This window comes from Thermodesulfobacteriota bacterium (assembly GCA_040756475.1).
In the GTDB taxonomy this organism is placed as follows: Bacteria; Desulfobacterota; Deferrisomatia; order Deferrisomatales; family JACRMM01; genus JBFLZB01.
Genome location: JBFLZB010000214.1, coordinates 1 through 7480 on the forward strand (window position 1 = coordinate 1; position 7480 = coordinate 7480).

General features: G+C 68.9%; 6 protein-coding genes. All 6 read right to left on the reverse strand.

Going from position 1 to position 7480, the window contains the following annotated elements:
• Positions 1–146 precede the first annotated feature (146 nt).
• Positions 147–563, reverse strand: coding sequence for a RidA family protein (locus AB1578_20505; protein MEW6490277.1), 417 nt, complete (start codon positions 561–563; stop codon positions 147–149).
• Between the two features lie 112 nt (positions 564–675).
• Entirely contained in the window at positions 676–2805 is a 2130-nt protein-coding gene (locus AB1578_20510) for a bifunctional (p)ppGpp synthetase/guanosine-3',5'-bis(diphosphate) 3'-pyrophosphohydrolase (protein ID MEW6490278.1), read from the reverse strand.
• A gap of 22 nt (positions 2806–2827) precedes the next feature.
• Entirely contained in the window at positions 2828–3037 is a 210-nt protein-coding gene (gene rpoZ, locus AB1578_20515) for a DNA-directed RNA polymerase subunit omega (GenBank protein ID MEW6490279.1), read from the reverse strand.
• A 204-nt stretch (positions 3038–3241) separates the two neighbouring features.
• Positions 3242–3856, reverse strand: a complete 615-nt coding sequence (gene gmk, locus AB1578_20520; protein ID MEW6490280.1) for a guanylate kinase — start codon at positions 3854–3856, stop codon at positions 3242–3244.
• Between the two features lie 9 nt (positions 3857–3865).
• A complete protein-coding gene (gene guaA / locus AB1578_20525) occupies positions 3866–5416 on the reverse strand; it encodes a glutamine-hydrolyzing GMP synthase (GenBank protein MEW6490281.1) in 1551 nt (516 codons plus the stop codon).
• A 189-nt stretch (positions 5417–5605) separates the two neighbouring features.
• The gene (gene guaB / locus AB1578_20530; GenBank protein MEW6490282.1) at positions 5606–7075 is read right to left on the reverse strand and encodes an IMP dehydrogenase; all 1470 of its coding nucleotides are present in this window, start codon (positions 7073–7075) and stop codon (positions 5606–5608) included.
• Positions 7076–7480 lie beyond the last annotated feature (405 nt).

The following is a 7480-nucleotide window of genomic DNA, read 5'->3' on the forward strand; positions in this document are numbered from 1 at the left end:
CCACCGCAAAGGAGACCGCGGCCGCCGGAAGGACGCCCCCCACCCGGTGGGCCAGCCGGGCGTTCACCAGGGGCTGAAGGGCCGAGAGCGCCCCCACGCCGAAGAGGAGTACGAGGAAGAGCGCCTGGGTCACCGGGACGCCCCCTTCAGGGGGTGAGCTCGTGGAGCCCGAGGGCCGGCCCCTCGCCCCGCAGGGCCACCGCCTCGATCTCCACCGCCACGGCCCGGGGCAGGGCAGCGGCCTGGACCGTGGAGCGGGCCGGGGGCCTGTCTGCGAAGTAGGACGCGTACACGCCGTTCATGGCGGCGAAGTCGCCCATATCCGCGAGGAAGACCGTGGTCTTCACCACCAGCTCCAGCCCGCTCCCGGCCGCCACCAACACGGCCCGCAAGTTCTCCAGCACCTGGCGCGTCTGGGCCTCGATGCCCCCCGGCACCACCTGCCCCGTGGCCGGATCCAGGGCGATCTGCCCCGAGCAGAACACGTAGGGCCCGGCCGCAATGGCCTGGCTGTAAGGCCCGATGGCCGCAGGGGCCCGGTCGGTCGCGATCTGGGTCTTCATGTGCGTTGGTCCGTTGTGGGTTGGGGGTTGGGCTCGCGGCTTCGGACCGATCGGACCCATCAGACCGATCGGACCCGTCACGTCTCACATTTCACATTTCACGCCTCACATCTCACGTCTTCACCCTCGTCACCCGGTTCACCCCCTTGAGGGCTTGGATGGCCGCCAGGATCTTCTGGAGGCGGTCCATGTCTTCCACCAGGATCTCGAAGTTGCACTCGGCTTCGCCGGCGGCCCAGGTGCGCACGTCGGCCCGGGCCACGTTGACGTCGAAGCCGGCCAGGGCCTGGGTGATGGCGGCCAGGATGCCCTTGCGGTCGTCGCAGGCCACCCGGATCTTCACCGGGTGGGCCGCCGCCTCGCCCCGTCCCCAATCCACCTCGATGCGGCGCTCGGGGTCGAGCTTGCGCACGTTGGCGCAGTCCGCCGTGTGGACGGTCATGCCGTGACCCCGGGTCACGAAGCCCACCACGGCTTCGCCCGGCAGGGGATTGCAGCACCGGGCGAACCGCACCATGGCGTCGCCGATGCCCTGGATGACGATGCCCTTGGGCGCCTTGGGGGGCTTCTTGGGACGCTTGACCTCCTCGGCCTCCCGCTCCTCCAGATCGGGGTAGAGCTTGCCGAGCACCTGGCGGGCCGAGATCTTGCCGTAGCCCACCGCCTCCAGGAGCTCTTCTTCCTTGTTGAGGCCGAACTTGGGGGCCAGGGCCTCGAGCTCCCCGGCCTTGAGGGCCTTGGCCAGGCTGTGGCCTGCTTTGCGAAACTCCCGGTCGCAGAGCTCGCGTCCGAGCTCCATGGAGCGCTGGCGCTGCTGGGTCTTGATCCAGGCGCGGATCTTGTTGCGGGCCTTGGAGGTCTGGACGAACTCCAGCCAGTCGGCGCTGGGGGTGTGGTGCTTGGAGGTGATGATCTCCAGCCGGTCGCCGTTCTTGAGCCGGTGGCTCAAGGGCACCATCCGGTCGTTCACCTTGGCCCCGACGCACTGCTCGCCCACCTGGCTGTGCACCGCGTAGGCGAAGTCCACGGGAGTGGCGCCCCGAGGCAGCTCCACCAGCTCCCCCGCCGGGGTGAAGACGAAGACCACGTTCGGGTAGAGGTCGATCTTGACGCTGTCGAGAAACTCCTGGGCGTCGCCCAGGTCCTTGTGGGCGTCCACCACCTGGCGCAGCCACTCGAACACCCGATCCTCGGGTCCGGCCTGGGCCCGCTTCTCCTTGTAGCGCCAGTGGGCCGCGATGCCCTCCTCGGCGATCCGGTGCATCTCCTCCGTGCGGATCTGCACCTCCATGGGCTGGCCCTGGGGCCCCATGACCGTGGTATGGAGGGACTGGTAGAGGTTGGGCTTGGGGAGCGCCACGTAGTCCTTGAAGCGCCCCGGGATGGGCGTCCACCGGCCGTGGATGGCCCCCAGAGCCCCGTAGCAGTCGCGAACCTCCCCGACGATGATCCGGAACGCGATCAGGTCGTACACCTGGTCGAAGCCGATCCCCTGGTCCTGCATCTTCCTCCAGATGGAGAACAGGTGCTTGGGCCGGCCGCTCACCTCGCCCCGGAGGCCGTTCTCGGCCAGGAGGCCCTCGAGGATCTCCGTCACCTCGGCGATGTAGCTCTCCCGCTCCGCCAGCCTGCGCTCCACCTTCTGCTCCAGGTCGGCGTACACGTCGGGCATGGCGAACCGAAGGCCCAGGTCTTCGAGCTCGCTCTTCAACCGGTGGATGCCCAGGCGGTTGGCCAGGGGGGCGTAGATGTCGAGGGTTTCCTGGGCGAGCTGGAGCTGCTTGGGCCGAGGCAGGTGGCCCAGGGTGCGCATGCTGTGGAGGCGGTCGGCGAGCTTCACCATCACCACCCGCACGTCCTTGGCCATGCCCAGGATCAGCCGGCGGAAGTACTCGGCCTGCTCTTGCTTTTGCGAGGAATAGGTGACCTTGGAGAGGTGGCTCAGGGACTCCACGATGGAGGCTACCTCTTCCCCGAAGTGCTCCCGCACGAAGGCCGGGGAGGCGGCCCCCACCTCGATCACGTCGTGCAGCAGGCCGCAGGCCACCGTGGCCTCGTCCATGCGCAGGTCGGCCAGGATCTCGGCCACGGCCAGGGGATGGATCAGGTAGGGCTCCCCCGAGAGGCGCAGCTGGTCCTCGTGGACCTTCGCCGAGACGACGTAGGCCTTGCGCAGGACCTCGAGCCGGGGGTCCCCCTGGTACGACTGGACCTTCTCGACGATCTCGTGGAGGCGGTGCATCCGGTGTGAGAAACCCGCCCGCCTAGTCGGCGTCTTTCCCGATCACTCGCTCCTTGAGCGTGACCTTGCCCTCGGCAATCTCCCGCAGGCTGGTCACGATGAACTTGTTCTTGCTCTGGACCAGGGCCGGCGCGCCCCGCAGGAGCTGCTTCGCCCTCTGGGCCGCCACCATGGCCAGGGCAAAGCGGTTGGGGATCACGTCGAGGCAGTCTTCCACGGTTACGCGTGCCATTGATTGCTCCGTTGGTTGTTGCGGGTTGCTCGTCGGGGGTTGCTCGTTGCGGGTTGGGGAACGGCGGCGGCCCACGCATGGGACCCATGGGACGCATGGGACCTATGGGTGGAACCCCCGCCACATCTCACTCTTCACTCTTCACTCTTCACTCTTCACTCTTCACTCTTCACGCTTCACGCCTCACGTCTCACGTCTCACGCATCACCCCCCCTCACCGGCCAACAGCTCCTCCACGCGCTCCCTTCGCCTTGCGGCGCGGCAGCGCTCGGCGCGGATGATGCTGCACAGCTCGTCGGCGGCGCGGTCCAGGTGGTCGTTCACCACCAGGTAGTCGTAGCGCAGGGCCTGCTCCAGCTCGCCCCGGGCGTTGGCCAGGCGGCGCTCCACCACGTCGGGGGCGTCGAGGCCCCGGCCGGTGAGGCGCCGCCGCAGCTCGGCCCAGGAGGGGGGCAGCACGAACACCAGCACCGCCCCGGGTACCTTTTCGGCTATTTGAAGGGCGCCCTGGACGTCGATGTCCAGGAGCACGTCTTCCCCCCGGTCCAACCGGGCCCGCAAGGCCGGGAGGCTCGTCCCGTAGAGGTTCCCGTGGACCTCGGCCCACTCGGCAAAGCCCCCCTCCCGGACCATCGCCTCGAACGCCGGCCGGTCCACGAAGTGGTAGTCCACTGCGTCGGCTTCCCCCGCCCGGGGCGGACGCGTGGTGTGGGAAACGCTGAACCCCAGGGCCTCCACCCGGTTCCGCACCTCCCGCACCAGGGTGGACTTCCCCGCCCCCGAAGGGGCCGAGAGCACCAGGGGGATGCCGGCGGGCACCGGGGGCTCCTACTCCCACTCGATGGTGGCGGGGGGCTTGGACGAGATGTCGTACACCACCCGGTTGACCCCGCGCACCTCGTTGATGATCCGGTTTGACATGCGGGCGAGCACCTCGTAGGGGAGGCGCGACCAGTCGGCGGTCATCCCGTCGAGGGAGTTGACCGACCGCACCGCGATCACGTCCTCATAGGTGCGCTCGTCGCCCATCACCCCCACGGTCTTCACCGGCAGGAGCACGCAAAAGCTCTGCCACACGCTCTTCTGGAGCCCGTCGCGGGCGATCTCGTCGCGCACGATGGCATCGGCTTCCCGAAGTACCTCGAGCCGCTCGGCCGTGACTTCGCCGAGGATGCGGATGGCGAGCCCCGGCCCGGGGAAGGGGTGCCGTCCGATGATCTCCTCGGGCAACCCGAGCTCGCGGCCCACTTCCCGGGCCTCGTCCTTGAAGAGCTCCCGCAGGGGCTCGATGAGCTTGAGATGCATCCGCTCCGGGAGCCCCCCCACGTTGTGGTGGCTCTTGATCGTGGCGGACGGCCCCTTGAACGAGACGCTCTCGATCACGTCGGGGTACAGCGTCCCCTGGGCGAGCCACTCCACGTCGCCCAGGGACCGGGCCTCGCGCTCGAAGAGGTAGATGAACTCGTTGCCGATGATCTTGCGCTTGTGCTCCGGGTCCGTGACGCCCCGGAGCTTGTCCAGGAACAGGGCCGCCGCGTCCACGTGGCGCAGGTTCAGGTGGAAGTGGTCCCGGAAGGTGCGCACCACCTTCTCGGCCTCTCCCTTGCGCAGCACCCCGTTGTCCACGAAGACGCAGGTGAGCTGGTCGCCCAGCGCCCGGTGGAGGAGCAGGGCCACCACCGAGGAGTCCACGCCCCCGGAGAGGGCGCAGATCACGTGCCCGTCGCCCACCTTGGCCCGGATCTCCGCCACCGAGGCCTCGATGAACGAGCCCATGGTCCAGGTGGGCTCCAGGGCGCATACGCCGAAGAGGAAGTTCTCCAGCATCTCGGTGCCCCGGGGGGTGTGGACCACCTCGGGGTGGAACTGGACGCCGTAGAAGGGCTTTTCCCCGTGGGCCATGGCGGCCACGGGGGAGTTGTCGCTGTGGGCCAGCGGCCGGAAGCCCGCAGGCAGCGCCTCGATCCGGTCCCCGTGGCTCATCCACACCGGCACCGGCCCCCCGCCGAAGCCCCGGAGGATGCCCGCGGGCTCGTCCACCGTGAGGTGCGCCAGGCCGTACTCCCGCTGGAGCCCCCGGGCCACCCGTCCGCCCAGCAAGTGGGTCATGAGCTGCATGCCGTAGCAGACCCCCAGCACCGGAACCCCGAGCTCGAAGAGCCCCGCATCCGCCAGGGGCGCGCCGGGGTCATACACGCTCGACGGGCCGCCGGAGAGGATGATCCCCCGGGCCCCGAACCCCCGAATCTGCTCCAGCGAGAGCGTGCAGGGGTGGATCTCGCAGTACACCCGGCTCTCCCGCACCCGGCGCGCAATGAGCTGGGTGTACTGGGACCCGAAGTCGAGGATCAGAACCTTCTGGTCGTGGATGTCGGGCATGGCGGTTGTCAGTTGTCCGTGGTCAGTTGTCAGTTGGAGTTTGCGGGTCGCTCGTTGCGTGTTGCGGGTTGGGCCCCGCTTCACATTTCACATTTCACATTTCACGTCTCGCGCATCCCGTGAAAGCCGTTGGCTGTGGCGCTGGGAAGACCACGTCTCACACCCGCGTCACCCGTCACCCGTCACCCGTCACCCCGCCTCTACGCGGTAGTTGGGAGCTTCCTTCGTGATGATCACGTCGTGGACGTGGCTCTCCCGGAGGCCGGCCGGGGAGATCTGGACGAACCGGGCGTTGTTTCGCAGGTCGTCGATGGTGCGGCTGCCGGTGTAGCCCATGCCGGCCCGCACTCCCCCCACGAGCTGGTACACGTTGGCCGAGACCGAGCCCCGGTAGGGCACCCGCCCCTCGATGCCCTCGGGGACGAGCTCCGACTCGTCGCGGACCCCCTGGAAGTACCGGTCGCGGCTGCCCTTCTTCATGGCCCCCACCGAACCCATCCCCCGGTACACCTTGTAGGAGCGCCCCTGGTACAGGATCAGCTCTCCGGGGCTCTCCTCCGTACCCGCGAACAGGCTCCCGATCATCACCGCCGATGCCCCGGCCGCGATGGCCTTGGTCACGTCGCCCGAGTGCTTGATCCCCCCGTCGGCCACCACCGGCACGCCCTTGGGCGCCGCCACCCGGGCCGCCTCGGCCACGGCGGTCACCTGGGGCACGCCGGCGCCGGCCACCACCCGGGTGGTGCAGATGGAGCCCGGGCCCACCCCCACCTTCACCGCGTCGGCGCCCGCATCGATGAGGGCCAAGGTGGCCTCGGCCGTCGCCACGTTCCCGGCCAGGATCTGGGCCTCGGGCCACTGGGACCGGATGGCCCGCACGGCGTCGAGCACCATCTTGGAGTGGCCGTGGGCCGTGTCGACCGCGATCACGTCCGCCCCGTGCCTCAGCAGCGCCTCCACCCGCGCGTCCCGGTCGGCCCCGACCCCCACCGCGGCCCCGACCCGCAGCCTCCCCATGGGGTCCTTGCACGAGCTCGGGTACTTGCGGGCCTTCTCGATGTCCTTGATGGTGATGAGCCCCTGGAGGACGAACGCGTCGTCCACCACGGGAAGCTTCTCGATCCGGTGCTCGTGGAGAAGCTCCTTGGCCTGCTCCAGGGTGGTGCCCGGCGCCACGGTGACGAGGTTCTTCTTGGTCATCACCTCGCTCACGAGCCGCTCCAGGTTGCGCTCGAAGCGCAGATCCCGGTTGGTCAGGATGCCCACCAGCCGACCCTCTTCGTCGGTGATCGGGACCCCGCTGATCCGATACCGCGTCATCAACTCCACCGCCTCGGCCACCTTGCGGTCGGGCCGGATCGTGATGGGATCGACGATCATCCCGGCCTCGGACTTCTTCACCTTGTCCACCTCGGCAACCTGCTCCTCCACCGTGAGGTTGCGGTGGATGATCCCGATGCCGCCCTCCTGCGCCATGGCGATGGCCGTGCGGGCCTCGGTCACCGTATCCATGGCCGCGCTCAGGAGGGGAATGTTCAAGCGAACGTTGGGGGTGAGCCACGTGCTCACGTCCACCTGATCGGGAAGCACCTCGGACGCGGAGGGCAGGAGCAGCACGTCATCGAAGGTGAGGCCGAAGGGGATGACGTCGTGGAGCATGGGACCTCCGGGCGGGAAGTGCGCGGAAAGGAACACAATACGCTAACGAAAACAGCGCTCGGGTGTCAAGGCGGAGTGAGCCCCACGATCCACCACCTGGGTGGCAAGCAGGGTCCGGGAGCCCTTGCGCTCCGCCCCCGCAATCCGCGATGTTCGGAGGCCGCGTAGCCGAGGGAGCCGGCGCGCCGAACATCACCGCTTTCGGCCTCGCTGCCGCGGTTCGGTCGAGGCGGTACGGGGCTGCGCTCCAGGACTCCCGGACCCCGCCCCAAGGATTTGATGGTGGATTCTGGAGCCCCACCGCCTGGGTGGTGAGCGGGGTCGGGGGCCCCTTCCGCTCCGCCGCGCAATCCGCGGTGTCTTGAGGGCATTTCCTTCGGGGAACAGGTGCGCCGAGCTTCGCCC

Bases quoted from the DNA above. Each gene is read 5' to 3' on its own strand.
- AB1578_20505 (MEW6490277.1), bottom strand. From the start codon at position 563: ATGAAGACCCAGATCGCGACCGACCGGGCCCCTGCGGCCATCGGGCCT.
- AB1578_20510 (MEW6490278.1), bottom strand. From the start codon at position 2,805: ATGCACCGCCTCCACGAGATCGTCGAGAAGGTCCAGTCGTACCAGGGG.
- rpoZ (MEW6490279.1), bottom strand. From the start codon at position 3,037: ATGGCACGCGTAACCGTGGAAGACTGCCTCGACGTGATCCCCAACCGC.
- guaA (MEW6490281.1), bottom strand. From the start codon at position 5,416: ATGCCCGACATCCACGACCAGAAGGTTCTGATCCTCGACTTCGGGTCC.
- guaB (MEW6490282.1), bottom strand. From the start codon at position 7,075: ATGCTCCACGACGTCATCCCCTTCGGCCTCACCTTCGATGACGTGCTG.